Source organism: Pseudooceanicola atlanticus, assembly GCF_000768315.1.
GTDB classification, from domain to species: Bacteria; Pseudomonadota; Alphaproteobacteria; order Rhodobacterales; family Rhodobacteraceae; genus Pseudooceanicola; species Pseudooceanicola atlanticus.
The window spans coordinates 206,637-232,771 of record NZ_AQQX01000003.1; the positions used below are offsets into that span (position 1 = coordinate 206,637).

A 26,135-nucleotide genomic window follows, 5' to 3' on the forward strand; every position below is an offset into this window, starting at 1 on the left:
CAGGGGACCCGCGCGGGCTGGCCACATAAGCGCCCGGCAGCCCTGCGAGGTGGCGTGCCACGACCGAACCCTTCGCTGAGTCCCTCGCTTCATCTTGCCGGAAATACTCCGGGATTCTCAAGGGCAGCGCCCTTGAGGGCCCTTGCGGCCCGAGCAAGATAAAATCGTGTGCGCCGCAGGCGCGCCTTTGGGTCACTCGGCCAGCATCCAGGTGCCGTCGGGCCAGAATGCGTGGAAGGCGAAAGCGAACATGACGTCATGGACCACGTCACGGCCCGCCGCGTCGCGGACACGGACCGAGCCGACATCGCGACCTTCGGCCATGCGGCCCGCATCGAGGGCGGAGGCTTGGCCGGGGGCCCAGCTGAGGGTCAGGCCGGCCTCGGCGATCTCTCCGGCCGCCGCGAGGCGCGCGAGCGGCCAGGCGCGGTCGCCGACGCGCACCACGCGTTCCAGCGCCGCGGTACCATGGGGCGGCGGCGCGCCGGAATAGAGGAAGGGGCGCGTGGCGCTGTCGTAATTCTGGTAGGGGTTGAAGCCATAGCGGCGCGGGTAATCCGGTTCGGCCATGATCAACCCGTCGGGATGGGCGCTGCGGAACTGGTCGACGCTTTCCAGCCAGGAGGGCAGCATTTTCAATTGCGTGCCGGTCTGCGTTCCGACGATGGCGCGGCCCAGGGCCTGTTGCCACCAGCTTTCGCTCTGGTGGTCATACATGACCATGTCCGAATTGCGCAGCTTTCCGGTGACGCCGAAGGTCAGCACTTCGTCCCCGACGCGCCCGTCAAAGGCGATGGCGGAATTGCAGAGCGGGCAGAAGGTCACCGTGACCGGGATATCACCGATCCGGTCATTCACGATTTCATGCCAGGTCATGTAGCGCAGCGGGTAGGCGCGCGGGGTTTCCCCTTCAATCGAGACGGTGAGGACCGGCTCGCGCGGCGGCAGGTCGGCCTTGTTGGCGTCGACGAATTCCGGATCGCTGAGCGCCGGGATACCGTCCTTGCCCGGCCCGCCCGAGATGATCTCGGCCCAGCTGTCGACGCTGGTCTGCGAGAAATCGGTCCGCGGCCATTCATTGGACCAGAAGCCGGGATCCGCCTCGGCGCGCGGGGCGAAGCAGCCCAGGGCGATGGCGCCGGCCAGGATCAGCATGCGGGGCAGGTATCGGGTCATGGGCGTGTCCTCCGCCGGAAGTGTGCACCGGAGCGGGGCGATCTGCCGAGTCAAATCGCCGTCAGGGGCGCGTGACGAGTGATCCGGTGGGCTGAGGGCGGAGTATCCTTTTTAACGAAGGTCGGAGGGGCGTGCTGTGACACCCTGCCCGGCCAAGGATCAATGTCGGAGGACAAGATCATGAAAAATTTCACGAAAATCGTCTTGGCCTGTGGGGCAGCCCTGTCTGCGCTGACCCTTTCCCAGGCCCAGGCGGCGGATAGGGTTGGCGAGGCGCTGGCGCCGGACATGGCCACGCTGGAGCGCTACCGTTGGCAGGCGCGGCCGGTGCTGATCTTTGCGCCCTCGCCCGAGGACCCCAGCTATCGCGCGGCCACCGCGCAGCTGGCCGCCTTGCGGGACGGGCTGGCGGAGCGCGATATCGTCGTGCTGGTCGATACCGACCCCGATGCCGGTGGCGCGCTGCGGGACCGGCTGGGCGCGGAGGGGTTCGAGATGCTGCTGGTGGGCAAGGATGGCGGCGTGAAGATGCGTGCCGGAGAGGTCATCGCGCCGGAGACATTGTTCGCCACGATCGACCGGATGCCGATGCGACAGCGCGAGATGCAGGAGTGATAACGCGTGGGCCTTGGCGATGTCCGGCAATCCGGGCCGTTCCGCCCTGCCAGACGCGAAAGGCCGGCACGTGAGGGCGCCGGCCTATTCTGTTCTACCCTGGGGGACCGTCAGGCGAGCATGACCATCGGGTTTTCCAGGTTCTCGACGATATGCTGCAGCAGTTCCGCGCCGAGCGCGCCGTCGATGACCCGGTGATCGACCGAGAGGGTGACGGACATGACCGTCGCGACCTCGATCTCGCCTTCGGCATTGACCACGGGTTTCTTGACGCCCGAACCGACGGCGAGGATCGCGCCGTGGGGCGGGTTGATGACCGCGTCGAAATTGTCGATGCCGAACATGCCGAGGTTGGAGACCGCGAAGGACCCGCCCTGGTATTCATGCGGCGCGAGCTTGCGGTCGCGGGCGCGAGTGGCGAGGTCCTTCATCTCGGCCGAGAGGGCGGAGAGGGATTTCATGTCGGCGTCCTTGAGGACCGGGGTGAAGAGCCCGCCCTCGATCGCGACTGCAACGGCCACGTCCGAGGGTTTCAGCTGCAGCACCCGGTCGCCGGCCCAGACGGCATTGGCGGTCGGCACGGCCTGGAGCGCGAGGGCGCAGGCCTTGATGATGAAATCGTTGACCGACAGCTTCACGCCGCGCCCTTCCAACTGCTTGTTCAGCTGGGAGCGGAAGGCCATCAGCGCGTCGAGCTTGATGTCGCGGCGCAGGTAGAAATGCGGGATCGTCTGCTTGGCCTCGGTGAGGCGGGCGGCGATCGTCTTGCGCATGCCGTCGAGCTTGATTTCCTCGTAATCGCGGCCCTCGTACATCTTGAGCACGGCCTCGGTCGAGGGGCCGGTCGCGACCGCGGGGGCACCACCGCCGCCGGAGGCGGCCTGGGCGGGAGCGGGGTCTGCGGATTTGGCGTCGGATTTCGCGTCGGCCTTGGCGGCTTCGACATCGGCCTTGACGATCCGGCCACGGGGGCCGGAGCCGTCGATCTTCGTCAGGTCGAGCCCCTTCTGCGCGGCGATGCGGCGGGCGAGTGGCGAGGCGAAGATGCGCTTGCCGTCGCTGTCCTTCGGGGCCGCAGGAGCGACCGCGTCGGAGCCCCCATCGGATTCGCCGTCCGTTTCGGACGCGGACGCCTCCTTGGTCGCGTCGCCCGAGGGCTCCGGCGCGGGATCCTTGGCGGGGGCGCTGTCCTTGGCGGGTTCGGAGCCGCTATCGGTATCGCCGATATCATCGGCGCTTTCGCCCTCTTCCAGCAGGACGGCGATGGCGGTGTTGACCTTGACGCCTTCGGTGCCTTCCTCGACGAGGATCTTGCCGATCGTGCCTTCGTCGACGGCTTCGAATTCCATCGTCGCCTTGTCGGTTTCGATCTCGGCCAGCAGGTCGCCGGAGGAGACGGTGTCGCCCTCCTTCACGAGCCATTTCGCCAGCGTCCCTTCCTCCATGGTCGGGGACAGCGCGGGCATGAGAATTTCAGTGGGCATCGCGGGCCTCCTTACCGGTAGGTGACTTTGTGCACGGCCTCGAGCACCTCGTCGGTGTTCGTCAGCGCCAGTTTCTCGAGGTTGGCGGCATAGGGCATGGGCACGTCCTTGCCGGTGCAGTTGATGACCGGCGCGTCGAGGTAATCGAAGGCGTTTTCCATGATGTAGGCCGAGAGGTGGTTGCCGATGGAGGCGACCGGGAAGCCCTCTTCGATGGTGACGCAGCGGTTGGTCTTCATCACCGAGGAAATCACCGTGTCGTAATCGATGGGACGCAGGGTGCGCAGGTCGATCACCTCGGCCTCGATCCCGTCCTCGGCCAGCTTTTCGGCGGCGTCGAGCGCGTAGGTCATGCCGATGCCCCAGGAGACCAGCGTGACATCCGAGCCTTCGCGCCAGATCTTGGCCTTGCCGAAGGGGATGGTGAAGTCATCGAGCACCGGGACCTCGAAGCTCTTGCCGTAGAGGATCTCGTTCTCGAGGAAAATCACCGGGTTGGGATCGCGGATCGCGGATTTCAGCAGGCCCTTGGCATCGGCCGCCGAATAGGGCTGCACGACCTTGAGGCCGGGGATATGGGCGTACCACGCGCCGTAATCCTGGGAATGCTGCGCGCCCACGCGGGCGGCGGCGCCGTTGGGGCCGCGGAAGACCATGGGCGCGCCCATCTGGCCACCGGACATGTAGAGCGTCTTGGCGGCGGAGTTGATGATCTGGTCAATCGCCTGCATGGCGAAGTTGAAGGTCATGAATTCCACGATCGGGCGCAGGCCGCCAAAGGCCGCGCCGACGCCGATGCCGGCAAAGCCGTGTTCGGTGATCGGCGTGTCGATGACGCGCTTGGCCCCGAACTCGTCCAGCAGGCCTTGCGTCACCTTGTAGGCGCCCTGGTATTCGGCCACTTCCTCGCCCATGACGAAGACGTTGGGATCGTTGCGCATTTCCTCGGCCATGGCGTCGCGGAGCGCTTCGCGGACCGTCTGGGTCTTCATCTCGGTGCCGTCGGGCCAGTCCGGGGTCTGGTCCGGCTTGGGCGGCGTGGGCGCGTCGTCCTTGGCCTTGGCAGGGGCTTTTTCGGCGGGCTTTTCATCTGCCTTTTCGTCTTCAGCCGGGGCGGCCTTGGACGAGGTGTCGATGTCGTCGGCGCTTTCGCCCTCTTCCAGCATCACGGCAATGGGCGTGTTGACCTTCACGCCCTCGGTGCCCTCTTCGACGAGGATCTTGCCGATCGTGCCTTCATCGACGGCTTCGAATTCCATCGTCGCCTTGTCGGTTTCGATCTCGGCAAGGATATCGCCGGAGGAGACGGTGTCGCCCTCCTTGACCAGCCATTTCGCCAGGGTGCCTTCCTCCATCGTGGGGGACAGGGCGGGCATCAATACTTCGGTCGGCATCTTACATCATCTCCTTCGGCGGCTGGAACACTCCGGCAAGGGGTTCGGAACCGTCTTCGCATTCGCACATCAGGGGCAGCCGGGCCGGGACCGGGGCAGCGCCCGTCCGGTGAGCGGCCGGAACATCAAAAGCAGCGCGGGCCATGGCTCAGGCGTCCTCGGTCTCGATCGCGTCGCCCTGGGGGATCTCCTCGGCGTAGATGTCGGTGTAGAGTTCGGAGACATCGGGTTCCGGGCTTTCCTTGGCGAATTCCGCGGATTTGTTGACGATGTCCTTGATTCCCTTGTCGATCGCCTTGAGGTCGTCCTCGGTCGCGTGCTTGCCCTTGAGCAGCAGGTCGCGGACATGTTCGATGGCATCCTTTTCCTCGCGCATCTTCTGCACTTCCTCGCGGGTCCGGTATTTCGCCGGGTCCGACATGGAATGGCCGCGATAGCGGTAGGTCTTGATCTCGAGGATGTAGGGGCCCTTGCCCGACCGGCAGTGCGCCACGGCCTTTTCGCCGGCTTCCTTCACCGCCAGCACGTCCATGCCGTCGACCGCTTCGCCAGGGATGCCGAAGGCCTCGCCGCGGGTGTAGATGTCGGGGGTGGAGGTCGAGCGTTTCTGGGAGGTGCCCATGGCGTACTGGTTGTTCTCGATCACGAAGATGACCGGAAGCGACCAGAGCGCGGCCATGTTGAACGTCTCGTAGACCTGGCCCTGGTTGGCGGCACCGTCCCCGAAATAGGTGAAGGTCACGCGGTCGTTTTCCAGGTACTTGTCGGCGAAGGCGAGGCCCGCGCCCAGCGGCACGTTGGCGCCGACGATGCCGTGGCCACCGTAGAAATGCTTCTCTTTCGAGAACATGTGCATGGAGCCGCCCTTGCCCTTGGAATACCCGCCTTCGCGGCCCGTAAGCTCGGCCATGACGCCGTCGGGGTTCATGCCGCAGGCCAGCATGTGGCCATGATCGCGGTAGGTGGTGATGCGCTTGTCACCCTCTTCGGCGGCGGCTTCGAGGCCGACGACGACCGCCTCCTGCCCGATATAGAGGTGACAGAAGCCACCGATCAGGCCCATGCCGTACAGTTGGCCGGCCTTTTCCTCGAACCGGCGGATCAGCAGCATGTCGCGATAATAGGATTTCAGCTCGTCTGCCGAGACATTGCTACCAGCCTTGCTCTGGGCAGCGGATTTGCGGGTCGCCATCTGGGGCCTCCTCCGATCCGGATAGTTTAGCGTTAAACTATCTCATAAAGCATTTCGCACGCCCATGCGAGGGTGAAATTGACGCGGGGGCGCTTCGCACCCAGAATAACATGGAGGAGATGACATGGGTGACAAGATCGAGGTCGAAAACATCAACACGCCGGGCAAGGTGACCCGGGTGGATGCGGCCAAGTACGAGGCGATGCGCCATGCCATGCTGGCGGGGATGACGCCGGGCGCGGTGATGAGCGTCAAGGAAATCCGCGCGGCGCTGGACCCGCATCTGGATCAGGCGCTGTTTCCCGGCGGAGCGACCGCGGGCTGGTGGCTGAAATGCGTGCAGCTGGACCTGGAGGCGAAGGGCGTGCTGGTGCGCGCAAAGGGGGCGCCGGTCAGGTTGTCGCTGAGCAAAAGCGGCTGACAGGCCTGGGGTTTGCGGTGCGGCTTACAGCGTAAGTTCGATCAGCGGACGACGATTTCGTCGGGGCGCAGGACGCCCAGAACATCGCGGGTCTGCTGGTCCAGCAGGTCGAGGTCGAGGTAATCGTCGGACAGCCTGCGGGTCAGGTTCTCCATCCGGTCGACATCCTTTTGCAGCACGGCAAGCTGGGCCGCCAGCTTGTCACGGTCGGCGGCGATTTCCGCGCGACGGAACAGTCCCATTTCCCCTTGCACGGCAGCAAAGGTGAAATAGACCCCGGCGCAGAAGACCAGCACGAAATAGACGAGTCCCGTGATGGCGGGACGACCCAGATTGCTCATGTCTGCCTCATTAATCCGTCTCTAGCGGACGGTGTAAGCACAATGACATAAGCGATTCGCGATGTGAATCCCCTGATTCGCAAAATTCGATCACGATTCGGTTTTCAGCGTAAATTTGCCACGGTGAGGGGTGCGCTTACGGCGTAAGGCGCCTGACCTGCGGGGCAATGCGGTGTGCCGCGGTGATCCCCGAACCGAGGCCGGGGATCATGTGGCACGGGTGGCGGGGGTCTGGCCCCCTGCCCTCAGCCTGCGATGGAGGCCTTGTAGATGTCGTCGATCGTGGCCGCGAGGGTCGCGTCAAAATCGGCATCGGCCTGCTGCGCCGACAATCCTTCGGTCAGCGCGCGCGAGAAGGAGGCGATCATGCCGGTCTGGCGGGACAGGCGATCATTGGCTTCTTCGCGGGAATAACCGCCCGACAGCGCGACGACCTTGATGACGCGGGGATGGTCGACCAGCGGCTTGTAGAGGTTGTCGGTCTCGGGCAGCGTCAGCTTGAGCATCACGTCCAGATCGGAGGGCAGCGCGTCCAACTGGGCCTTGATCTCGTTCAGCAGCATCTCTTCGGCCTCGGCTTTGTCGGAGATGGAGATCGTGACCTCGGGTTCGATGATCGGCACCAGGCCGTGGCCCAGGATCTGCTTGCCGACCTCGAATTGCTGGGCGACGACGGCCTTGATGCCCGCCGGGTTGGCCGCGTCGATGACGGACCGCATCTTGGTGCCGAAGATGCCCTTTGAGACACCCTTTTCCAGCAGTGCGTCGAGATCGGGCATCGGCTTCATCACCTTCACGCCGTTCTCGCTGTCGGCGAGGCCCTTGTCGACCTTGAGGAAAGGCACGACCTGGCGCTTTTCCCACAGGTACTGGGCGGTCGGGATGCCGTCGATCTCACCGTCCATGGTGCGTTCGAAGAGGATCGCGCCGACCACCTTGTCGCCGGTGAAGGCGGGGGACTTGATGATCCGGGCGCGCATCTCGTGGATGAGGCCGAACATCTCTTCATCGCCGGAATAGGCGTCTTCCTCGATCCCGTAGAGTTTCAGCGCCTTGGGCGTGGAGCCCCCGGACTGGTCCAGCGCGGCAATGAAGCCCTGGCCGTTTGCGATCTGCTGTTTCTGGTCGGATTTGCTCATGTCGGTCTTCGCCTTGATCCCTGTCCGCCGCGTGGCGCGGCCTTTCGTTCGGTCCGGTTCTAGGGCCCCGGAGGGCCGCTGACAATTCTGGTGGCGCTAACCGGCGTTCAGGCCGCACCCAATGCCGCGACACCGGGCAGGGTCTTGCCCTCCATCCATTCCAGGAAGGCGCCACCGGCGGTGGAAATGTAGGTGAAGCTGTCGGCGGCCCCTGCCCCGTTCAGCGCCGCGACCGTGTCGCCGCCCCCGGCGACCGAGGTCAGCTTGCCGGCCTTGGTCAGTTCGGCCGCGCGGGCCGCGGCGGCGTTGGTTGCCGTGTCGAAGGGCGGAATTTCGAAGGCACCGAGCGGGCCGTTCCAGATCAGCGTTTTGGCACCGTCCAGAACCTCGCCGACCTTGGCGACCGCACCGGGACCGGCATCGAGGATCATCGCATCTTCGGGGCAGGCATTGGCCGGCACGACCTCGTTCTCGGCGCCGGCCTTGAATTCGCGGGCGGTGACGACGTCGGAGGGCAGCACGATTTCGCAGCCGGCGGCCTCGGCCTTGGCGAGGATCTCGCGCGCCGTGTCGGCGAGGTCGTGTTCACACAGCGACTTGCCCACGTCGATGCCCTGCGCGGCGAGGAAGGTGTTGGCCATGCCGCCACCGATCACGAGGTGATCGACCTTGGCGACGAGGTTACCCAGCAGGTCGAGCTTGGTCGACACCTTGGCCCCGCCCACGACGGCGACGACCGGACGCTGCGGATTGCCGAGCGCGGCCTCGAGCGCCTCGAGCTCGGCCTGCATCAGGCGGCCGGCGCAGGATGGCAGGTGATGCGCGACGCCCTCGGTCGAGGCATGGGCGCGGTGCGCGGCGGAAAACGCATCGTTGCAGAACACGTCGCCCAGCCCGGCCAGGCGTTTGGCGAATTCGGGGTCGTTCTTTTCCTCGCCGGGATGAAACCGGATGTTTTCCAGCAGCATGACCTCGGCGCTGTCGTGTTCTTCGGTATGGGCCTCGGCGGCGTCGAGGGTTTCGACGAAGGCGACGGGGTGGCCCAGCTTTTCCTTCAGGGTGGGCAGGACCTGGCGCAGCGACATGTCGAGCACGACCTTGCCCTTGGGCCGTCCGAAATGCGCCACCAGGATCGGCTTGCCGCCCTTGGCGATGATGTCATCGACCGTGGGCACGATGCGTTCGATCCGTGTGGCGTCGGTGACGCGGCCATTTTCGACGGGGACGTTGATATCGACGCGCAGCAGCACCTTCTTCCCGTTGAGGTCCATGTCGTCGATGGTTTTCCAGCCCATGCTCCGTGCTCCCTGCCGATGGCTATGCAATGTCGCGCGTCTTTTCGCGCGTGCAGCACAGGCGGTCAACCTTGGTAGCGTTCTCAGTCGGATGCGGTGATCTGGCGGGGGCCGCGCAGCGCGGCGAGGGATCACATTCCCGCCGCCCGGTGCGAGCTTCCCTTCCCTTTCGGCGTCACAGCGCTTAAACCCTCCGTCAACGTTCAAAGGAGGCATGAATGGCCGATATCAAGGACCCCGAAAACACCATCCTGCTGGAGCTCAAGGACGGCACCGTCACGATCGAGCTGCTGCCCGACGTCGCGCCCAAGCACAGCGAGCGCATGAAGGAACTGGCCCGCGCCGGCGCCTATGACAACGTGGCCTTCCACCGTGTCATCGACGGATTCATGGCCCAGACCGGCGACGTCCAGCACGCCAACATGGAAAAGGATTACAACCCGCGCATGGCCGGGACCGGCGGCTCCGAGATGCCCGACCTGCCTGCCGAGTTCTCCAAGCTGCCGCATGACCGTGGCACGCTGGGCGCGGCGCGGTCGGCCAACCCGAACTCGGCCAACAGCCAGTTCTTCATCAACTTCAGCGACAACCATTTCCTCAACGGCCAGTACACCGTCTATGGCCGTGTGATCGAGGGCATGGAACATGTCGACAAGATCACCCGTGGCGAGCCCCCCGCGAGCCCCGACCGCATGGTCAGCGTCAAGGTGGCCGCCGATGCGTAACCTGGTGGCTTCCTACCTGGCGGCCCCTGTCCTGTCGGTCATGCTGGCGGCGGGCGCGGCCCAGGCGACCGGTCTGAAGATCGAGGTCGGGGGCGAGGCCCAGGGCACGATCGAGATCGACCTGTTCGAAGATGTCGCGCCCAAGCACGTGGCCCAGATCACCGCAATCGCCGAGGCCGGTGATTACGACGGGGTCTATTTCCATCGCGTGATCGAAGGCTTCATGGCCCAGACCGGCGACGTGCAATTCGCCAAGCAGGGCGGCGACATGAGCCGCGCGGGCATGGGCGGATCGGATCTGCCGGATATCCAGGCCGAGTTTTCCGACGTGCCGTTCGACCGTGGTGTCGTCGGCATGGCACGCAGCCAGAACCCGAACAGCGCCAATTCGCAGTTCTTCATCATGTTCGATGCGGGTCATTTCCTGAACGGCCAGTACACGGTCGTGGGCGAAGTGACCTCGGGCATGGAGATCGTGGACCAGATCAAGCTGGGCCTCGGGCCGAACGGCGCGGTGATCGGCGAGCCGGATCGCATGGTATCGGTGACCGTGACGGAGTGATCCGTCGCCACCGTCGAGATTGAAATGGCGCGGCCTTCGGGCGGCGCCATTTTCCGTTTGGGCCAAGCATGACTGGGTCTGCGGAACATTCACCCGTGCATGCCCGATCTTGCCCGGGTGCAAGCCGATCGCGCTTCCCTTTGGATTTGCCCGCAGATAAGGCGGGGGCATGCAGACCGACAAGACCACCACATTGGCCACGGCCATCGTCACCATCACCGGGGCCTTCTGGGGCTTTTACTGGATGCCTTTGCGCGCGCTGGATGCGGCGGGGCTGGCCGGGGCGTGGGCGACGCTGGCCATCACCGTCGCCGCCTTCGCGTTGCTGCTGGTGCCGGCGATGCGCCAGGTTTCGGTGCTGCGGGCGGCGCATCCGGTGGCGCTGGTCTCGCTGATGCTGGGGGGCGCGGCCTTCACGCTCTATTCCATCGCGCTGATCCATGGCCGGGTGGCGATGATCATCCTGCTGTTCTTCCTGACCCCGGTCTGGAGCACGCTGATCGGGCGCTACGTCATGGGCTGGCCGACACCGCGGATGCGGGTCGCGGCCATCGTTGTGGGGATCGCCGGGCTGTTCGTGATGCTGAGCGCCAAGGGTCAGGCCCCGATCCCGCAATCGAGCGGCGAGTGGATGGCGCTGCTGGCGGGGATGCTTTGGGCGGTGGCCTCGACCGGCATCCGGGTGAAATCGACCCTGCCGCCGGTGCCAGCGAATTTCGTCTTCGTGCTGGGCGCGATGCTGACCACGCTGGTTCTGGCGCTGGCCATGGAACCCCTGCCCCAGGCGCTGCCCGGCGGGCTGGCCCTGGTCACCGCGCTGAGCGTCGGGACGGGCGGCATCTGGTGGGCGTTGTCGCTGACCGCCCTGATGTGGGCGACCCTGCGGCTGGAGCCTGCGCGGGTCGGCATCCTGCTGATGATAGAGGTGCTGATCGGTGGTGTCTCGGCCGCCTTGCTGGCCGGTGAACACCTGGCCCCTATGGAGATGGCCGGTGGGGCGCTGGTGCTGATCGCCGCCGTGCTGGAGGTCTGGCCGGTACGGCAGAGGTTGGCCGACGCGACATGATTACCATGCCGGTCGGCCGCGAGTCAGATCAGGCGATCAGGAAATCATCGACAGTCAGGACAGTGTTGACCCCGAATGTAGCGACAATTTCAGCGGAACCGGCACCTGTTCCATCCGCGTCGTAACGAAGCGTCCCCGTCGACATATCGTAAAGAACATGGTCATCCGCATCCGCGGCCGCTGCCCCCAGGTGAAATTCAGACTCGGCAAGTTGACCGCTGGACAAAGCGGCAAAAACGTTGCTGTGCAACAGGATCTTGTCTTCGCCAGTTGTAAAATCGGCCACGTAATCCTGGTTGTTCGGGCCGAGCGCCCTGTCGAAAACGAAAGTATCAGCGCCGCCGTTCCCGACAAGGGTATCATTTCCCTCGCGACCGATCAGCGTGTTATTCCCCCCAGAGCCGGAAAGCACATTATCAAGACCGTTCCCGATGCCATTGGCCGTGATCTGCTTGAGCAACACAAGGTCTTCCACATGGGCCGTTAGCGCATAGCTATAGCCAGAGCGCACTGTGTCATGACCGGCATCATAGCCTTCGATGATTGTTGCGCCCTCACGATTAGAAAGATAGCGGGGTCTCAAAATGGTATAGGTATCGTCACCGTCCATTCCGAGAAATGTCTGAGTCGCCGCAAAAGCAGAACCAAAGAATTCGTTATTTCCCGAATTGCCACGAACCTCCTGAACCGGAGTGCCAGAGGTATTATTGAACGAAATATTTGCCGTCCCGGTCATGACGACTTTCTCAATTCTATGGTTACCTCCCCAGTTAAAGGACACAGACTGGAAGGCTACGTCGATTTCAACCGAGCCTGCGTAGCTGTCTTCGATGACATCGTTCACATGATCAACATAATAGACATCGGCCCCTTCTCCTCCGTCCATGGTATCAGCGTTTTCACCGCCTATCAGAGTGTCGCTTCCGGCGCCTCCGAACAACTGGTCCCCGCCAACGCCACCGTGCAGCAGATCGGCCCCGTCACCGCCGAACAGCGAGTCGGCGCTGTCCCGGCCCAAAAGAAAATCATCGCCACTTCCACCATACAAGCTGTCTGCGGCATTGCCTCCGTCGAGCCAATCGTTGCCAGCAAGACCGTTCAAAGTGTCGATGCCGGCGCCACCGTAAATTTGGTCACCATCCGCGGTGCCAGTGCCAGTCAATACGTCACCGAAATTCGTACCATTGATAATCATGAATTCTCCATCCATATTATTTATCTTGTCGCTTTATTCCCGTGAATTGGTTCAGCGACGATTCGATATATTCTAATCTCGAAGGTATTCGATATTACTGCGCGGATAGAAGAGCAATCTTCGCAAACCGGGTTTCTTGCGACATTCTGCTGATCTAACAGGGCAAGGTGTTGCAATCGTTGGCCATTCCCGGCCCCTATGACACATCGAAAGGCCACAACGTGTATGGGGCGCAATCATTCTAATATACTTGGTCGACGCCTGTTGTGGTTCTGTGAACAGGAGGACACGCGCAGCCAATTGTGACTTTAGAAAACGAGGATGTCTTCCGCCGATAGCACTGTGCCCTCCTGCATATCCAGGAAATGCTGGGCAAGACCAGCCCCGGAACCATCTGCGTCATAGATGACCGTTCCGGTCGCCTGATCGTAGATCACGCGGTGGCCCGTTTCGGTCGCTTCGGTGCCCAGGTGAAACGCTGACGCGGACAAGGCACCGGCAGACAGTGCAGTAAAGATCGAACTGCGCAACAGCAGCGTGTCCTGACCCGTCACGAAATCGAAGACGAAGTCGATATTGTCCGGCCCAAGATCACGGTCGAAGACGAAAGTATCTGCACCGCCCTGCCCGACAAGCGTGTCGTTGCCTTCGCGTCCAATGAGCGTGTTATCACCGTCGGATCCCACGATTTCATTGTCGATCCCATTACCGATGCCATTCGCAGCCGTTGTTTCGGCGGGCCTGAGATCCAGGTTTTCAACATGCGCGGTGAGTTTGTAGGACATATTGATGACAACGCGATCCGTTCCTGCGTCGTGGGCTTCGATCACATTGCCATTCGGTTGGCCAGCAACTTCAGGATTGGCCCCCAGATTGTAAGTGTCATTGCCTTTGCCCCCGATCAGTGTGACATGGGTTGTCTCGTCGGACAGAAAGAACCCGTTGGCATTGTCGTTGCCACGGATTTCCGTGACAGTCGTGGCACCTTCCAGCCAGACATTGGTTGGCGCCCACCCGTCGATCCAGACGAGTTCGACAAGCTCCGAGGATGTGTAGGTGTAATCGACGAATTGCATGACACGGTCGATGGCCCCATCGGTTCCGTTTTCGATTATGACGTCGTCCTCGTCATCCACATAGTAGACATCGGCCCCCTCACCGCCATCCATGGTATCGATCCCGCGCCCCCCCTTCAGCGTGTCGTCACCATCCATGCCATATAGGCGGTCGTTGCCCCAGCCGGCACCCAAGATATTATCCGCGTCATTTCCGGTCAGAACGTTATTACGTTGGTTACCTGAGCCGCGGATCGCAGTGTCGACAAGCGTCAGTTGCTCTAAATACAGCGCAAGCTGATAATCATAAGTGGCGATAACGAGATCATTGCCTTGGTCCGAAACCTCTACGACCGTATCGCCTGCCTGATCGGTGTAAAAGACATCGTCGCCAGACCCCCCGACCATGTAATCTGCACCGGAACCGCCGTCCAGCGTATCGCCATAGCCGCGTCCAAGAAGCGTGTCATTGTCGTCGCCGCCATACAATTCGTCCGAATGATGCCCGCCATCCAGTCGGTCATCACCTGCCAATCCGCTCAAAGTATCGGAACTAAGCCCGCCGGAAATCGTGTCCGAGAATTCGGTTCCGACGAGGTTATCCTCGTCATACGTGCCGTTGATAATCATTGGCCACCTCAGCAAAAGACGGCTCGACTACAGCCCATCCTGCGCCTGGACTGTCGTCGATCCTGTTGTCGTGCCGGTGAGGTTTGCTGAGTCTCGCGCGCCTGACACAGCAATCCCGGATCGGCGACAGAACACTCCTGTCGCCGCGGTACTCCAATGTGTCATTTTGCCGCTAAGTCGACCTTAGCCGCCGAACAGGTGATCCATCGACATCGACGGCTGATCGCAGCCCGCCTCGCCGACGATCTTGGCCGGGACACCGGCGACCGTCTTGCAGGCCGGCACGTCATGCAGCACGACAGAACCGGCTGCGATGCGCGAGCAATGGCCGACATGGATGTTGCCCAGCACCTTGGCGCCCGCGCCGATCAGGACGCCGTCGCCGATCTTGGGGTGACGGTCCTCGTCTTCCTTGCCGGTGCCACCCAGGGTCACCGAATGCAGCAGCGAGACGTTGTCGCCCACAACGGCGGTTTCCCCTACGACGATGGAATGAGCATGGTCGATCATGATCCCCTGCCCGATCCGCGCGGCTGGGTGAATGTCGACGCCGAACATTTCAGATGCGCGCATCTGCACGAAATAGGCCAGGTCCTGGCGGCCCTCGTTCCACAGCCAATGGGCGATCCGATAGGCCTGAACCGCCTGGAAGCCCTTGAAGTAGAGCAGCGGCTGAAGGAACCGGTGGCAGGCCGGGTCACGGTCGTAGACGGCCATGATATCGGCCCGCGCCGCAGAGGCGATGGCGGGGTCGGAGGCATAGGCCTCGTCGCAGATCTCGCGCAGCAGCTGTTCCGACATCTCGGAATTGGCCAGCTTCATCGCGATCCGGTAGGCCAGCGCGCTTTCGATCGAATTGTGGTGCAGTATCACCGAATGGATCATGCCACCAAGGAGCGGTTCGCCTGTGATTGCCTCTTCGGCCTCACGGGTGACACGGTCCCAGACGGGATCGACCTTGGAGATTTTTGCGCGCGTTTCGGCCATGGTGCGTCCTTTTCTGCTCCGCGTAGTGTAGCAAATAGAGACGCGGAGCGAAAACGCAATGGCGTGATGTCGACCAATCGGCCTTCGTGATGATCACAGGGACAGGCGTGCCGGCGCCCCTGCACCCACCTGGGCCGAGATCTGGGCGACCTCGATCACCTTGCCCGATGCCCCGCCATCGGCCCCCTGTTCGGCCGTGGAATAGGTCCAGCCAGGGGTGGAGAGCGTGGTTTCGCGCAGGATCGTCGGACCATCGAAGACGCGCAGACGGTAAAGCTCTGCCTCTTCCCCAAGCGGTACGTCCAGCCCGTCCCAGCGGTCGCCGTCGATACGGGTGCGCCTGATCCAGCTGATCGCGAGGTCGCCGCCCTCGGGCGCGGCCCGCAGGTGAACCGGGCTGAGCGGTTTCAGCCCGATCCCGTCAAAGGCATGCACCTGGTGGCGGTAGGACGTGTCGGAATAGCCGCGTTCCGCCGGGCCGATCCGGAAATGCCGGGCATAGCCCCGCTGCGCCCCGGTCAGACCGATCTGGGTCGGGCGGCCGTCCAGCAGCACGACGTAGGACCCGGCGGGCCAGGCAACCGGCATCCAGGCATCCGTGCCCAATTGCCCCCGCAGCCGGTGGCTGAGCAGAAAGACCCCATCGCCCCCCGGGACAACATCGCGGAACTGGAACAGTTCCCAATTGCCGGGGGTGCCATCGCCGATTGCCATCAGGTTCTTGCCAGACAACAAGGCGGCATCGCTGACCGACGACAGCTCTCCGCTGGTCAGGCGGACGGTCAGCGGGTTCGCCCGGTCGAACCGGCCCGGGGCCGCCCGCAGCAAGGCGGTTTCGGTGACGCCGATCGTGGCGCGGGCGTCGATGATCCGGTCGAGGGTGTAATCGGCATCCTCCGCCCCCTGGTAGAGCGCGACGGAACCGGGCCAGGGCCGCGCCGTCACCGCGATATGGGGCGCATGGGGCACTTCGTCCCCGGTGATGAGCGGCAGGTCGAGGAACAGCGGGAAGACCGGAACCGGCGGCACGAAGGCCTTCTGGGTCGTGGCATCCTCGATCATGTCGACGGGTCGGTAGGTTTCAGGCTCGATCCGCACCGCGTCGATCAGGCCCATCCCGGAGCGTTCGATCCGGTCGATCCGGTAGCGTGCCTCCCCGGGCCCGATCTGCACCACGTCGCCGGGGCCGAGGTCCGCGCGCGAGGGTGGCAGAGCCAGGCGGAGGGTGTCGCGGGCGATCCGCGCCTCGCTGAGCCAACGTTCGGCGACCTGCCGCCCCTCGCCCCGCAACATGGACAGGCGCAGATCCTGTCCGGCGACGGGGCCGTGATCCTCTTCCGGCAGGGCGGCTTCTTCGGCGATGGTTTCGAAATCGGCCTCGGCTTCGACAAAGCGGATACGGATGCGGCCCGCCATCTCGGCCTCCGACGCGCGGGTTTCCTCGGTCACGCCGTCCAGCTCGCTGCTGAGGGCCATTTGGTCGGGATCGAGCATGGCATCGACGCGGCCATCACGCATACGGAAGCGCAACAGCCCCTCGCGTTCGACAGCGTCAAACCCGAACCGCAGCATCAACGCCTGCAACGCCTGGCGCGCGGTGCCGCCTTCGGGCTGTTCGAACCCCCAGACCACACCCCAGAGCCCGTCGGTGTCGATCTGCGTGACCCCGGCCGAAACGCAGATCTCGCGCACGACGGAGGCGAGCGAGCGGGCAGAGGCGCGGCCGGTGATCCAGTGGCCGGTGGTGTAGTTCGCGCCGTCCGACCAGATCTCGCGGTTGCGCGGGAACCACGGAAAGGGTCGCGCATCCCAGGCCCAGACGAAGCCCCGCGACATGTCGATCATCGGTCCACCGTATTCGACCGAGACCGGGTTGTTCGCCGGATCGCCCCAATGGCTGTACATGGCGCGCAGGTATTGCAGCTGGATCAGGTCGTCGCGCCGCCCGTCCGAGGCGCGTGGCAATTGCGATTCCGAGGATTTCGGGTCGAGGAACTTGTTGGGCTGGTTGGTCGCCTTGTCGATGGCCGCGCAGCCCAGTTCGGTAAACCAGATGGGTTTGGATTGCGGCTCCCACCCGGTCGGAAGCTCCTGCCGGACGCCGTCGATCCGTTCGTGATGCGCCGAGGCCCACCAGTTGCGGATATCCTTGTAGCGCCAGATCCAGGGCTCGCCATGGGCGTCGTCGGTGATGGGCGTGCGGATCTGGGCGGCTTCGGCTTCGGGCGAATGGTAGAACCAATCATACCCCTCGCCGCCCTCGATATTGGCGCGCAGGTAGTCGAGGTCGTAGATGTCGCCCCATTGGGCATCGGCGTGGGTGTCGCCGTCGCGCCAGTCCGACAGCGGCATGTAATTGTCGATCCCGATGAAGTCGATCTCGGCGTCGGACCACAGCGGATCGAGGTGGAAGTAACGATCACCGCTGCCATCCTGCGGCTGGTAGCCGAAATATTCCGACCAATCCGCCGCATAGCCGATCTTCGTGTTGGGACCGAGGATCGTGCGCACCTCTGCCGCGAGATCGCGGAGGGCGGCAACGGCGGGAAAGCCGTTTGCATCCCGGATCTGTGTCAGGGCGCGCATCTCGGACCCGATGCAGAAACTGTCGACCCCACCGGCGGCCGCGCAGAGCGCGGCATAGTGCAGGATGAAGTGCCGGTACTGCCAATCCGGCGTCCCGACATGGCTGACCACACCGTCCCCGATCACGTAATCCGAGGCGGCCGCAGTGCCAAAGAAGGCGTCCACTTCGGACCCCGCCTGCGCGGTCCGGTCTGGGGATCCATCGACGCCAGGTGCGAGCGACGTGGTGATCCGACCGCGCCAGGGAAGCTCCGGTTGGCCTTCATCGCCCGTCCAGGGATTGGTAAGGGTGTTGCCCGGCATCTGGTCCATCAGCAGGAAGGGATAGAACATCACCTTCTGGCCGCGGGCGTTCATCTCGCGGATCGCCTGGACCACCGACGCATCGGAGGGCGTGCCGCCATAGACGGGGCGGTCGTCATCATCGCGTGGCACTTGCAGACCGATGGGCCGGGTCACGCCCGACACGCTCCATGGCATGCCGGTGCCATCCTGTGCGTTCTGTTCCAGGCGCGGGACGGTTGCGCATTCGCCGCAGCGCAGGTCGTTGCCGAACCAGCTGACGATCAGGGACACGTTCTGGCAGGCAGGCAGGGACGCCTCCATCTGGTCCAGCGCGGTCGGGAAATCGGCCTTGCCGGAGGGCGTGTTGACGTTCGCCATCCGTACCACCCCTGCGCCCAGATCAAAGCTGACAGGCGTGGTGGCCAGGGCGTATTCCCCGCTGCCGGGCATCATCGCGACCGCCTGGATCGCGCGGGCCGGGTCGTCGGGGCCTATTTCAGCGGGTGCGGGGCGCAGCACCTCGAAGGTGAATTGCGGCACGCGGTTGCCCCAGCGATCGAGGTTCAGCTCTTCGAAGACGACATAGGCCGTACCGCGATAGGCGGGCACGGTGCCCGCGCCCTCGACCGCTTCGATCTTGGGATCGGGCAACTGGTCGGCGGCGCCTGTATAGACGCGCATGCCCAGGGCTTCGGGGGCCAGTTCCGCCCCATCGGCCCAGACCCGCCCGACGCCCGAGATCTCGCCCTCGCACAGGGCCACCGCAAGGCTGACCCGGTAAGAGTAGTTGCGGATCGCGGGACTGGCGCTTTGCGACAGGCCCTTGCCGCCCCCGCCGCCGCTTTCGCTGACGACCTCGCGGAACTGGCTGGCCCAGATCACCTGACCCGCCACACGCATGCGACCATGGATGCGGGCGATCGGGTCGCCCTCTCCGGCGCCCATCAGGCGGATACGCTCGACCCGGCCGGTTTCGACGGGCTCGGCCCCCTGCCCCATCAGGCGCTGGTCGATGGCCCGGCCCAGCACGGCGCCAACGAAGCGCCCCGCCACGACGGAGGACATGCCGAGGACAGACCCGCCCAGCGTGCCCCCCAGGGCCGCACCGGCGGCTGAAAGCAGAATGGTCGCCATGGTCTAGACCTCCTCGGGGAATGCGAAACGCGCCACGATGCGGCGCTGCCAGGGTCGGCTGAGGGGGCTTTCGACAACCCCGTGGCCGGAATAGGCGTGGATGAAGGTGGGCGTGGGTCCGGTTTCGGCCTGCACGCCCAGATGTTTGGCCACCGCGCCCGCCTGCATGCGGAACAGCAGCACGTCGCCCGGCTGGGCGGTGTCGAGCGGCCTGTGCAGAAGGTGGCGACGCGCAGCCTGCCATAAAGCCTCGTCCCCGGACGGTTCGGACCAGTCGCGGGTATAGGCGGGCACGGCTTCAGGTTCTGCACCGTAAAGCTCGCGCCAGATGCCGCGCAAAAGGCCCAGGCAATCGGTTCCGGCACCGCGGACCGAGGCCTGGTGCAGGTAAGGCGTGCCGATCCACAGACGGGCAAGGTCGACGGCGCGGGTCATCGGCGGCTGCCCCCGCCAGTCTGACCGGTACGCGCGGGCATGATGGTCAGCCAGTCATCGCCCGGGATATCCGGGAAACCCTGGAAATTCAGCGTATTGGCGAACTTGAAGCGGCAGGTTTCGAACCGCTTGTCGCACCCCGCCTCCAGCCGCACGGTGTCGCCCGGCTCTATCGGGGCACGAAGCGCCTGCCACAGATCGACCGTGCGGTGTGCCTCTTCGATCAGGTCGCGCTTGATCGTGCCGGTCAGCCCTTCGGCGGTACCGGAGAGAACCGTCAGGCGGCCGCGGGTGAACCAGCCCGGCGCGAAGTCCTCGAGGCGTGGCAAGGTCAGGCGCTGACGTTCCTCGATAGTGGCAACCGCAGCCGTCACCGAATACCCGGGATCGGAGAGGTCGACACCACAGGCCGCATTGCCCAGCACCGCATCGCACGGCTTCTGGTAGACGCGGCCCGTGGGCTGGTTCAGCGCCTCGGCCAGGCCGCGCAACTCGGCCTGGAACGCGCCGCCCGCGCGCCGCATCTCTCCGATCGTGCCACGGAAAAGCATCTGGCGTTCGTCGACATTGGCCCAGTTGACGATCCAGGCCGTGACCTCTGCCCCATCGAAACGCCCGGCGTCGATCTCGGCCTCGGAAATCGCGGCATCGGTCAGCGCACCAAGCGCCTCGCTGTTGTCGACCGCCAGCCCGGTCCCCTGCTGCAGCGCCATCGCGCTGAGGCCGCTATCGGCGCGGAAGGTCCGGCCGTCGAAGCTGAGGTCGCGGTCGTGATCGGTAAAGCCCAGCACCTGCCCGTCGCGGCGCGTGATCGCCCAGGCGTGGCAGGTCGTGGTGGTCGCGGTGGCCAGATGGGCGGCCAGCCCGTCATGGAACGCCATCAGACCCGCAGCTCCACCACCGGGACGCTGGGCATGTCGCCCGCGCGAAAGGCCGCGACAGAGGTCGCGATCCGGTCCGTGTCGAACCGCACGGGCACATCGAATTCGTAGCCTGCGGTGACCTCCGCACCGGGGATCGGCGCCTCGTCCAGGGTGATGAGGCCGGTGGTGGTGTCGACCTCGAAATTCACGCCCTCGCGCTGTTCAGTGCCGTTCACGCCGACCCGGACCGTGCCCGCCACCGGCTTGGAGATCACGCGCCGATGCTCTTGCAGGCCCGAGCGATAGGTCTTGGCCATCTGGAAGACATGCGTGTCGCCATCCCCCCGCGCCAGAAGCTGGTCGGTATGGGCGATGGTGAGCGATGGCAGGCAGGAGCGGTAATCGGACCAATCCTTCCAGCGGAACCCGTAGAGCTGCCCTTGGCGCGCCTCGAAGAAGGCCAGCAGCGCCTCGATATCGTCGAGCGACCGCATCGCGACGCCCGCATCGTAGCGCCGGCGCGATTGCGACCAGGGGGCGTTGCGTTCCTCGAACCCGTTGGCCAGCGTCACGATCTCGGTCCGCCGCTCCGGCCCGCCGGAGGAGCCGAAGCTCAGCGCGGCGGGAAATCTCACCTCGTGAAAACTCATGGGGCGCTCCTTTCGAATGGGTCAGCGGTTGCGCTGGCCGCGTTGCATCGCCCGGCCCATCTGGGCGGCGATCTGGCTTTGCGAGCGGCGGAAACTGTCGGCGTCTGGGGTCGAGATATTCATCACCACATGCACGGCGCGGCCGCCCTCGGCGCGGACGCCCAGCTTGCCGTCGCTGCCGCGCGACAGCGGCATGATCGCCTCGGGCCCCGCCTCGCCCATCAGGCCGGTGCCGCCCCGCATCGGGAAGGTCACCGGGCCGCGCACGACACCGCCATCGGCAAAGGGCATCACCCGTCCCTGGGAAAAAGCGCCGCCTTGCGCGAAGGGCATCATCCCCTCGAACAGCCCGCCGATCCCCTTGGCAATCATGCCGCCGAAATGATCGGTCACTGGCTTCACCGCCGCGGAATAGGCTGTGTTGATCATCGAATTCGCGACGGTTTCCAGCGCATCGGACAGTTTCGCCCCGTCCAGCACCAGCCCGTCCAAGGCGCGGCGCAGACCACGGCTGAGACCGCGTTCCAGCACCTGCACATCCTTGCCGGTCTCGGCCATGGCCGACCGCATCCGTCGCAATTCGCTGTCGAAACCGGCGGCCATGCCGGCCGCCCCGCCCAGCGAAAGCTCCAATGCCTCGACCTGCGCCTGCAGATCGCCCAGCCCGTCAATCTCGTCCATCATCGCGTCCTTTCGCCTGGTCCGGATAGGCGGCCAGCAATTCATCCAGCCGCGCCCGCCGCAGCGGTGCCGGGGCCGCATCGCCCAGCATCAGCCGCAGCTCTGCCGGGGTCAGCGCCCAGAATTCACGGGGCCGCAATCCCAGCCCCCGGATCCCGGCCCGCATCAGCGCGGGCCAGTCGAAACCTGTCATGCATCCTCTCCTGGCAGGGCGAAGGCGCGGGTCAGCAACTCGGCCGCCGCGCGGGAGGCGCCAACCGGCCCGCCCTCGATCTCGGCGGCGAGCAGATCCTCGGCCCCGCCCTGCCAGCCGCCACCGCGCAGCCCCGCCACGATCAGCGACAGCACATCGCGGCTGGAAAAGCCCGATTGCTCGAACCGCTCGACCAGTTCGACCAGCGACCCGGTCTGCATCGCGGCCTCAAGCTCGGCCAGCGCGCCAAGCGTCAGGCGCAGCACGTGGCGTTCACCGTCGATGGTCAGCGCGACCTCTCCTGCGTGGGGATTGGCCATCAGATCGCCGTGAAGCTGAGCGCGCCGGCCGAAGCCATCGACAGCTCGTAGGTCGCCTCGCCGTCATGGGCACCGGCATATTCGATCGCGGTGACCTGGAACGGCCCCTCGATGATACCGAAATCGGGAATGACCACCTGGAAATCCGGGGTTTCCCCGTCAAAGAAGATCTGGCGCGCGCGTTCGTCGGACCCCTCGTCACGGAACACACCCGCGCCCGAGATCCCGGCCGAGCGGACCCCCGCTCCGCCCAGCAATTCGCGCCAGCCCCCCTGGCTTTCCAGAGACGTCACATCGACCGCCTCCGCGTTGAACGAAACCCGCGTCGCGCGCAGCCCCGCCAGTGTCTGGAACTGGCCATCGCTGGCCATGTCCACCTTGATCAACAGGTCCTTGCCGTTTTGGGCTGCCATGTCTGTCTCCATTGTCTGGGGGGACGCATCCCCCGGTTCGCGGGGCGGACCCCGGTTCAGTCGTCGTCGAGTAAGGCGCGGAAGGTCAGGTCGATCCGCCGCTGTTGTCCGGCCTCGTCCCGTTGGGCCCGGGCGCGCAGGAAATTCAGCGTCACGATGCGGCCGCGATCCAGCGCTCCGAGCGGTGCACCCATGACATCGGACACCGCCCCCGCCACTGCCTTTGCGTCGTGAAAGGAGGCACTGTCGGTCACGACGGAGATCATAAAATCATGCCGCGTCGCTGCACCCGACTGGTCCGAGCAATCTAGGGCCTTTTCCGGACCCAGGCTGACATAGAGCGCGGGTATCGACCCGGCGGGCGGCGCATCGAAGATCGCCGACCCGACCAGCACCTGAAGGGCCGCATCGCCCACCAGCGCGTCATAGACCGCCTTTTGCAGGGATTGGGACATCGCGTAGGTCATGCCGCCACCTCCTCGGTTGCGAAACAGGTCAGGTAGCGGCCCTTGGGGTCTTTCTCGGCCACCGCCTCGATCCGGAACAGGCGTGCGCCCTCGCGGAACCGCTGCCCGGCCTGCGGACGCGACGGCACACCCGGCGGGGCGCCGCGGGTCACGATGCGATAGGCCATCCGCCCTGTCGCGACACCGCCGTAATCCGCGCCCCGCCCCGTCCGGGCCGTCACCTCGGCCCAGACCTCTCCCAGCTCCACCCAGGTTTCGCTGTAACCGCCGGCGGCGTCAGGCACCTGCTGCGGCGCCTCCAGCGCCAGCTTGCGTGTCAGACGGACCCGCATCATTCCCGCCCCCCGGCATAGACCCGCAGCGGGCGGTATCGTTCCAGCAACGAGGTCACGCCAAACGGCATGCAGCCCTCGCCCAGCCCCGTGGCGTCGCGGTTCTCGTAGTAATGTGCGGCCAGCAGCATCACCGCCTGGCGCAGATCGGCCGGCAGATCGGACCACGCCGGCCCGAACCCGGCGTTGAAGCGCACGCGGATCGCCCCGTCGGTCGGCGCGTCCGGCAGGCCGGCGCCGCGCGGGCAGAGCCGGGGGAAGCTCAGGTCTGGCTCCAGCCGGTAACGATCAGTGTCGACATCCACCTCGGCGCCCTCGGCATCGACGCGCGACACCCTGGTGATCGCAATGACCGGTCCCACCGGCAGCACCTCACCCTCGCGATTGCGCCAGGCCGGCCGCGTCCAGACCATGCCGCGCGACAGAAGCACCTTGGAGGTACGCGCCTCCACAGCAGCCATGGCGGCCCGCAGGAAGCTTTCCAGCACCGCGTCCTGCACATTGTCCCCGGTGAACCCGGTGCCCAGGCGCAGATGCGCCTTGAAATCTTCGACCGGCAGCGCCGCCAGCGGTATTTCGTTCTCTTCGATCAACATCCACGAACCCTTTCGTCACGGCTCCCGCCTCGGCCCTGCGGCACGTGCCCGCCCACGCTGCAGCGGACGGAGGGAGCAGCTGGCCAGCGTCATACGGGCGGTCACGCACCTGCCGGGGACGCGGACGCCCCCGGCGACCCGACACCTCAGGAGGCGCCGAATTTCAGCAGCTTGATCGCCGCAAAGTCGGTCACGTCCCCGCCGACCCGCTTGGTCGCGTAGAACAGGACATGCGGCTTGGCGCTGAACGGATCGCGCAACACGCGCAGATCGGGGCGTTCTGCGACGGTGTAGCCGGCGTTGAAATCCCCGAAGGCGATGGCGCAGGCATCGGAGGCGATGTCGGGCATGTCCTCGGCGATCAGCACCGGGTAGCCCATCAGCCGTGCCGGTTCCCCGGCCGCCAGCCCGTCGGACCACAGGAAGCGCCCGTCACCATCCTTCAGCTTGCGCACCGCGCCGGCCGTCTTGGAGTTCATCACGAAGGTGCCGTTGGCCCGGTAGCGCGCGCCAAGGGCATAGACCAGATCGACGATTGCATCCGCCGGATCGTTGGGATCGAAATCGCCATCCGTGCCGGTCGCAATGTAGCCCAGGGAATCCCAGGCCCAGGACGCGTCGGCGACCATGGTGTGGGTCATGAACCCCGTAGGCTTGTCCGATCCGTTGCCGTTGACGAAGGCCGAGGCTTCTGCCCGCGTGAACTTGTCGGCGATCCGTGCGGCCAGCCAGCCCTCCATGTCGAAGGCCGTGTCGTCCAGCAGGCGCTGCGACGCCTTGGGCAGGGCCGAGAGTTCGTAAAGCGGGATCGAGATGCGATCCAGGGTCGAGGTCGTCGACTCGCTGACCGATCCACCCTCGCTGACCCAGCCCGAAGAGATATCGGTCGTGTCCATCAGCACGTCGTAGGACCCGGCCTCAACCGTCACGACGTTGCAGATCGACCGGATCGAGGCCGCCGATTGCAGCACGTTGCGGATCGTTTCGGAGGTCTGCGGATCGACCAGGTAGCCACCGTCGGAGGCGACGGAAAACGCCTTGCCCTCCAGCTCCAGCCCGCGCAGGCCGTCATCGTCGCCGGTGCGCAGATAGGCGCCGAACGCCTTGGTGTGGGGTACGGTCAGATCGGCCTCGGTGGCCAGGGCCGGGCGCAGGCCCGCATGGGTTTTTCGGTCAAGCATGGTCAAACGGCTTTCCTGTTGTTGCAGTCGCTCATCAATCGCGTCGCGGTAGCTCTTGAACTCCGCCACGAAGCCCGCCACGGCGGTCTTCATCTCGGCTGCCGGAGACAAAGCCTCTCCGGGCCGAGAACTCGTCTCGGGTTTCTCCATCGTCATTTTCCCGTTGAAGAATTCGGCCGGGCTACTGCCCTGCCATCTCCAGCCGCGCCCCGTCGAAGGCCGCCGCCAATTCGCGCATCATGTCGGTCTCGGGGCCCTCGCCCTTCGCCGCCACTCGCGCACTGGGCAGCATCGGGAAGGTCACCAGCGACACTTCCCAAAGCTCCAGTTCCGTCAGGAGCCGCCGGCCCCCGTCATCCTTCACCGCCCGTTTCGTGCGGTACCCGATCGACAGCCCGTCAAACGCGCCCGCCCCGATCAGCGCCGCCGCCTCGCGGGCCTTCGCGACCCCTTCCAGCAGGCGTCCCTTGACCCAAAGTCCGGTCTCGTCCTCGTGCAGTTCGTCCCAGACGCCAATCGGCTGGGCCGGGTCGTGCTGCCACAGCATCTTGACCCCGCGGCCCGTGCCCAGGCTGGCTGCATAAGCGCCCCGCGCCACCACGTCGCCGCCCTGGTCCGCCGCGCCGAAACGCGAGGCATAACCTTCGATCCGGTAGTCGTCGGTCACCGACAGATCATCCCCGAACCCTGCGAATTTCCTTTCCAGTTCCATCACTTACCCC

28 protein-coding genes are annotated in these 26,135 nt (G+C 65.1%); 5 read left to right on the forward strand and 23 right to left on the reverse strand.

Annotated elements, in window-relative coordinates:
• Positions 1–192 precede the first annotated feature (192 nt).
• The gene (locus ATO9_RS08835; protein ID WP_043747596.1) at positions 193–1,176 is read right to left on the reverse strand and encodes a DUF3179 domain-containing protein; all 984 of its coding nucleotides are present in this window, start codon (positions 1,174–1,176) and stop codon (positions 193–195) included.
• Between the two features lie 180 nt (positions 1,177–1,356).
• Between ATO9_RS08835 and ATO9_RS08840 the strand changes: the two genes are divergently transcribed.
• Positions 1,357–1,791 (forward strand): DUF4174 domain-containing protein, encoded by a 435-nt coding sequence (locus tag ATO9_RS08840; protein WP_043748562.1) that lies wholly within the window; start codon positions 1,357–1,359, stop codon positions 1,789–1,791.
• 110 nt (positions 1,792–1,901) lie between these two features.
• Here ATO9_RS08840 and ATO9_RS08845 read toward each other — a convergent pair whose 3' ends face one another.
• From ATO9_RS08845 to pdhA, 3 genes are all read right to left on the reverse strand, one after another.
• Entirely contained in the window at positions 1,902–3,275 is a 1,374-nt protein-coding gene (locus ATO9_RS08845) for a pyruvate dehydrogenase complex dihydrolipoamide acetyltransferase (protein WP_043747597.1), read from the reverse strand.
• A gap of 11 nt (positions 3,276–3,286) precedes the next feature.
• Complete coding sequence (locus tag ATO9_RS08850) at positions 3,287–4,669, reverse strand: pyruvate dehydrogenase complex E1 component subunit beta (RefSeq protein ID WP_043747598.1); 1,383 nt, start codon at positions 4,667–4,669, stop codon at positions 3,287–3,289.
• Positions 4,670–4,817: 148 nt separating this feature from the next.
• Positions 4,818–5,861 carry a pyruvate dehydrogenase (acetyl-transferring) E1 component subunit alpha gene (pdhA, locus tag ATO9_RS08855; protein ID WP_043747599.1) on the reverse strand — a complete coding sequence of 348 codons (1,044 nt, stop codon included), beginning with the start codon at positions 5,859–5,861 and terminating at the stop codon, positions 4,818–4,820.
• 124 nt (positions 5,862–5,985) lie between these two features.
• Here pdhA and ATO9_RS08860 point away from each other — a divergent pair, with 124 nt between their 5' ends.
• A complete protein-coding gene (locus ATO9_RS08860; protein ID WP_043747600.1) occupies positions 5,986–6,282 on the forward strand; it encodes a DUF6958 family protein in 297 nt (98 codons plus the stop codon).
• Between the two features lie 41 nt (positions 6,283–6,323).
• Here the strand turns inward: ATO9_RS08860 and ATO9_RS08865 are convergent, their stop codons facing one another.
• The 3 genes from ATO9_RS08865 to ATO9_RS08875 form a co-directional block, all read right to left on the reverse strand.
• Complete coding sequence (locus ATO9_RS08865; RefSeq protein ID WP_043747601.1) at positions 6,324–6,623, reverse strand: FtsB family cell division protein; 300 nt, start codon at positions 6,621–6,623, stop codon at positions 6,324–6,326.
• Between the two features lie 245 nt (positions 6,624–6,868).
• Positions 6,869–7,762: a fructose bisphosphate aldolase gene (locus tag ATO9_RS08870; RefSeq protein ID WP_043747602.1), complete on the reverse strand. Its 894-nt coding sequence runs from the start codon at positions 7,760–7,762 to the stop codon at positions 6,869–6,871.
• Positions 7,763–7,869: 107 nt separating this feature from the next.
• A complete protein-coding gene (locus ATO9_RS08875; protein WP_043747603.1) occupies positions 7,870–9,057 on the reverse strand; it encodes a phosphoglycerate kinase in 1,188 nt (395 codons plus the stop codon).
• 218 nt (positions 9,058–9,275) lie between these two features.
• Between ATO9_RS08875 and ATO9_RS08880 the strand changes: the two genes are divergently transcribed.
• The 3 genes from ATO9_RS08880 (at position 9,276) to ATO9_RS08890 (ending at position 11,410) form a co-directional block, all read left to right on the forward strand.
• Entirely contained in the window at positions 9,276–9,782 is a 507-nt protein-coding gene (locus ATO9_RS08880; protein ID WP_043747604.1) for a peptidylprolyl isomerase, read from the forward strand.
• The gene (locus ATO9_RS08885; protein ID WP_202902121.1) at positions 9,775–10,344 is read left to right on the forward strand and encodes a peptidylprolyl isomerase; all 570 of its coding nucleotides are present in this window, start codon (positions 9,775–9,777) and stop codon (positions 10,342–10,344) included. The genes ATO9_RS08880 and ATO9_RS08885 overlap by 8 nt, the downstream gene beginning before the upstream one ends.
• Before the next feature lie 169 nt (positions 10,345–10,513).
• Positions 10,514–11,410, forward strand: coding sequence for a DMT family transporter (locus tag ATO9_RS08890; protein WP_043747605.1), 897 nt, complete (start codon positions 10,514–10,516; stop codon positions 11,408–11,410).
• Between the two features lie 28 nt (positions 11,411–11,438).
• Here the strand turns inward: ATO9_RS08890 and ATO9_RS08895 are convergent, their stop codons facing one another.
• From ATO9_RS08895 to ATO9_RS08970, 16 genes are all read right to left on the reverse strand, one after another.
• On the reverse strand, positions 11,439–12,620 hold the full coding sequence (locus ATO9_RS08895; protein ID WP_052418196.1) for a calcium-binding protein: 1,182 nt from the start codon (positions 12,618–12,620) through the stop codon (positions 11,439–11,441).
• Positions 12,621–12,913: 293 nt separating this feature from the next.
• Entirely contained in the window at positions 12,914–14,290 is a 1,377-nt protein-coding gene (locus ATO9_RS08900; protein WP_043747606.1) for a calcium-binding protein, read from the reverse strand.
• 183 nt (positions 14,291–14,473) lie between these two features.
• Positions 14,474–15,277, reverse strand: coding sequence for a serine O-acetyltransferase (gene cysE / locus ATO9_RS08905; protein WP_043747607.1), 804 nt, complete (start codon positions 15,275–15,277; stop codon positions 14,474–14,476).
• A gap of 93 nt (positions 15,278–15,370) precedes the next feature.
• The gene (locus ATO9_RS08910) at positions 15,371–19,282 is read right to left on the reverse strand and encodes a baseplate multidomain protein megatron (RefSeq protein ID WP_043747608.1); all 3,912 of its coding nucleotides are present in this window, start codon (positions 19,280–19,282) and stop codon (positions 15,371–15,373) included.
• A gap of 3 nt (positions 19,283–19,285) precedes the next feature.
• Positions 19,286–19,717 (reverse strand): NlpC/P60 family protein, encoded by a 432-nt coding sequence (locus tag ATO9_RS08915; RefSeq protein ID WP_043747609.1) that lies wholly within the window; start codon positions 19,715–19,717, stop codon positions 19,286–19,288.
• Positions 19,714–20,598: a DUF2163 domain-containing protein gene (locus tag ATO9_RS08920; protein WP_043747610.1), complete on the reverse strand. Its 885-nt coding sequence runs from the start codon at positions 20,596–20,598 to the stop codon at positions 19,714–19,716. The genes ATO9_RS08915 and ATO9_RS08920 overlap by 4 nt, the downstream gene beginning before the upstream one ends.
• Positions 20,598–21,230, reverse strand: coding sequence for a DUF2460 domain-containing protein (locus ATO9_RS08925; protein WP_043747611.1), 633 nt, complete (start codon positions 21,228–21,230; stop codon positions 20,598–20,600). The genes ATO9_RS08920 and ATO9_RS08925 overlap by 1 nt, the downstream gene beginning before the upstream one ends.
• 21 nt (positions 21,231–21,251) lie before the next feature.
• Positions 21,252–21,911: a phage tail tape measure protein gene (locus ATO9_RS08930; RefSeq protein ID WP_043747612.1), complete on the reverse strand. Its 660-nt coding sequence runs from the start codon at positions 21,909–21,911 to the stop codon at positions 21,252–21,254.
• Positions 21,898–22,104, reverse strand: a complete 207-nt coding sequence (locus tag ATO9_RS08935) for a rcc01693 family protein (protein ID WP_043747613.1) — start codon at positions 22,102–22,104, stop codon at positions 21,898–21,900. Before ATO9_RS08935 ends, ATO9_RS08930 begins: the two co-directional genes overlap by 14 nt.
• Complete coding sequence (locus tag ATO9_RS08940) at positions 22,101–22,424, reverse strand: gene transfer agent family protein (RefSeq protein WP_043747614.1); 324 nt, start codon at positions 22,422–22,424, stop codon at positions 22,101–22,103. Before ATO9_RS08940 ends, ATO9_RS08935 begins: the two co-directional genes overlap by 4 nt.
• Positions 22,424–22,837 carry a phage major tail protein, TP901-1 family gene (locus ATO9_RS08945; protein ID WP_043747615.1) on the reverse strand — a complete coding sequence of 138 codons (414 nt, stop codon included), beginning with the start codon at positions 22,835–22,837 and terminating at the stop codon, positions 22,424–22,426. Before ATO9_RS08945 ends, ATO9_RS08940 begins: the two co-directional genes overlap by 1 nt.
• 56 nt (positions 22,838–22,893) lie before the next feature.
• Positions 22,894–23,304, reverse strand: coding sequence for a DUF3168 domain-containing protein (locus tag ATO9_RS08950; protein ID WP_043747616.1), 411 nt, complete (start codon positions 23,302–23,304; stop codon positions 22,894–22,896).
• Positions 23,301–23,639, reverse strand: a complete 339-nt coding sequence (locus tag ATO9_RS08955; protein WP_043747617.1) for a head-tail adaptor protein — start codon at positions 23,637–23,639, stop codon at positions 23,301–23,303. Before ATO9_RS08955 ends, ATO9_RS08950 begins: the two co-directional genes overlap by 4 nt.
• Positions 23,636–24,232, reverse strand: a complete 597-nt coding sequence (locus ATO9_RS08960) for a head-tail connector protein (RefSeq protein ID WP_043747618.1) — start codon at positions 24,230–24,232, stop codon at positions 23,636–23,638. Before ATO9_RS08960 ends, ATO9_RS08955 begins: the two co-directional genes overlap by 4 nt.
• A gap of 146 nt (positions 24,233–24,378) precedes the next feature.
• Complete coding sequence (locus tag ATO9_RS08965; RefSeq protein WP_043747619.1) at positions 24,379–25,563, reverse strand: phage major capsid protein; 1,185 nt, start codon at positions 25,561–25,563, stop codon at positions 24,379–24,381.
• A gap of 31 nt (positions 25,564–25,594) precedes the next feature.
• Positions 25,595–26,125 carry an HK97 family phage prohead protease gene (locus tag ATO9_RS08970; protein ID WP_043747620.1) on the reverse strand — a complete coding sequence of 177 codons (531 nt, stop codon included), beginning with the start codon at positions 26,123–26,125 and terminating at the stop codon, positions 25,595–25,597.
• Positions 26,126–26,135: the final 10 nt, after the last annotated feature.

What these genes read in the sequence shown, in the direction of transcription:
- ATO9_RS08835 (WP_043747596.1), bottom strand. Translation starts at nt 1,176, where the DNA reads ATGACCCGATACCTGCCCCGCATGCTGATCCTGGCCGGCGCCATCGCC.
- ATO9_RS08840 (WP_043748562.1), top strand. Translation starts at nt 1,357, where the DNA reads ATGAAAAATTTCACGAAAATCGTCTTGGCCTGTGGGGCAGCCCTGTCT.
- ATO9_RS08845 (WP_043747597.1), bottom strand. Translation starts at nt 3,275, where the DNA reads ATGCCCACTGAAATTCTCATGCCCGCGCTGTCCCCGACCATGGAGGAA.
- ATO9_RS08850 (WP_043747598.1), bottom strand. Translation starts at nt 4,669, where the DNA reads ATGCCGACCGAAGTATTGATGCCCGCCCTGTCCCCCACGATGGAGGAA.
- pdhA (WP_043747599.1), bottom strand. Translation starts at nt 5,861, where the DNA reads ATGGCGACCCGCAAATCCGCTGCCCAGAGCAAGGCTGGTAGCAATGTC.
- ATO9_RS08860 (WP_043747600.1), top strand. Translation starts at nt 5,986, where the DNA reads ATGGGTGACAAGATCGAGGTCGAAAACATCAACACGCCGGGCAAGGTG.
- ATO9_RS08865 (WP_043747601.1), bottom strand. Translation starts at nt 6,623, where the DNA reads ATGAGCAATCTGGGTCGTCCCGCCATCACGGGACTCGTCTATTTCGTG.
- ATO9_RS08870 (WP_043747602.1), bottom strand. Translation starts at nt 7,762, where the DNA reads ATGAGCAAATCCGACCAGAAACAGCAGATCGCAAACGGCCAGGGCTTC.
- ATO9_RS08875 (WP_043747603.1), bottom strand. Translation starts at nt 9,057, where the DNA reads ATGGGCTGGAAAACCATCGACGACATGGACCTCAACGGGAAGAAGGTG.
- ATO9_RS08880 (WP_043747604.1), top strand. Translation starts at nt 9,276, where the DNA reads ATGGCCGATATCAAGGACCCCGAAAACACCATCCTGCTGGAGCTCAAG.
- ATO9_RS08885 (WP_202902121.1), top strand. Translation starts at nt 9,775, where the DNA reads ATGCGTAACCTGGTGGCTTCCTACCTGGCGGCCCCTGTCCTGTCGGTC.
- ATO9_RS08890 (WP_043747605.1), top strand. Translation starts at nt 10,514, where the DNA reads ATGCAGACCGACAAGACCACCACATTGGCCACGGCCATCGTCACCATC.
- ATO9_RS08895 (WP_052418196.1), bottom strand. Translation starts at nt 12,620, where the DNA reads ATGGATGGAGAATTCATGATTATCAATGGTACGAATTTCGGTGACGTA.
- ATO9_RS08900 (WP_043747606.1), bottom strand. Translation starts at nt 14,290, where the DNA reads ATGATTATCAACGGCACGTATGACGAGGATAACCTCGTCGGAACCGAA.
- cysE (WP_043747607.1), bottom strand. Translation starts at nt 15,277, where the DNA reads ATGGCCGAAACGCGCGCAAAAATCTCCAAGGTCGATCCCGTCTGGGAC.
- ATO9_RS08910 (WP_043747608.1), bottom strand. Translation starts at nt 19,282, where the DNA reads ATGGCGACCATTCTGCTTTCAGCCGCCGGTGCGGCCCTGGGGGGCACG.
- ATO9_RS08915 (WP_043747609.1), bottom strand. Translation starts at nt 19,717, where the DNA reads ATGACCCGCGCCGTCGACCTTGCCCGTCTGTGGATCGGCACGCCTTAC.
- ATO9_RS08920 (WP_043747610.1), bottom strand. Translation starts at nt 20,598, where the DNA reads ATGGCGTTCCATGACGGGCTGGCCGCCCATCTGGCCACCGCGACCACC.
- ATO9_RS08925 (WP_043747611.1), bottom strand. Translation starts at nt 21,230, where the DNA reads ATGAGTTTTCACGAGGTGAGATTTCCCGCCGCGCTGAGCTTCGGCTCC.
- ATO9_RS08930 (WP_043747612.1), bottom strand. Translation starts at nt 21,911, where the DNA reads ATGGACGAGATTGACGGGCTGGGCGATCTGCAGGCGCAGGTCGAGGCA.
- ATO9_RS08935 (WP_043747613.1), bottom strand. Translation starts at nt 22,104, where the DNA reads ATGACAGGTTTCGACTGGCCCGCGCTGATGCGGGCCGGGATCCGGGGG.
- ATO9_RS08940 (WP_043747614.1), bottom strand. Translation starts at nt 22,424, where the DNA reads ATGGCCAATCCCCACGCAGGAGAGGTCGCGCTGACCATCGACGGTGAA.
- ATO9_RS08945 (WP_043747615.1), bottom strand. Translation starts at nt 22,837, where the DNA reads ATGGCAGCCCAAAACGGCAAGGACCTGTTGATCAAGGTGGACATGGCC.
- ATO9_RS08950 (WP_043747616.1), bottom strand. Translation starts at nt 23,304, where the DNA reads ATGACCTACGCGATGTCCCAATCCCTGCAAAAGGCGGTCTATGACGCG.
- ATO9_RS08955 (WP_043747617.1), bottom strand. Translation starts at nt 23,639, where the DNA reads ATGATGCGGGTCCGTCTGACACGCAAGCTGGCGCTGGAGGCGCCGCAG.
- ATO9_RS08960 (WP_043747618.1), bottom strand. Translation starts at nt 24,232, where the DNA reads ATGTTGATCGAAGAGAACGAAATACCGCTGGCGGCGCTGCCGGTCGAA.
- ATO9_RS08965 (WP_043747619.1), bottom strand. Translation starts at nt 25,563, where the DNA reads ATGGAGAAACCCGAGACGAGTTCTCGGCCCGGAGAGGCTTTGTCTCCG.
- ATO9_RS08970 (WP_043747620.1), bottom strand. Translation starts at nt 26,125, where the DNA reads ATGGAACTGGAAAGGAAATTCGCAGGGTTCGGGGATGATCTGTCGGTG.